This is a genomic window from Paraburkholderia sp. RL17-373-BIF-A (genome assembly GCF_046030175.1).
In the GTDB taxonomy this organism is placed as follows: Bacteria; Pseudomonadota; Gammaproteobacteria; order Burkholderiales; family Burkholderiaceae; genus Paraburkholderia.
Genome location: NZ_JARESO010000575.1, coordinates 1 through 220, shown reverse-complemented (window position 1 = coordinate 220; position 220 = coordinate 1). Strand labels below are relative to the sequence as shown.

The following is a 220-nucleotide window of genomic DNA, read 5'->3' as shown; positions in this document are numbered from 1 at the left end:
GGAAGGAGTTGCGGGAGAAGAGCCGGGTGCGCATCGAGCATCCGGACCTGCCGGCTGATCTGCAGGCGGTCGCCGGCGAACTGGTTGCGACGCTGTGGACCCGCTCCAGCACCGCGGCGCGTGACGCGCTCGACGCGCTGCGCGACGAGATCGAGGTGCAGCGGGGGGAGGCGCAACGGGCTGTCGTCGCGGCCCGGGACGAACTGGCTCGCGTTGAGGA

1 pseudogene is annotated in these 220 nt (G+C 71.8%); it reads left to right on the top strand.

The annotated features are described in order from the left end of the window. Window positions 1–220: pseudogene (locus P0D80_RS51815) on the top strand (DNA-binding protein); the annotation flags it as partial.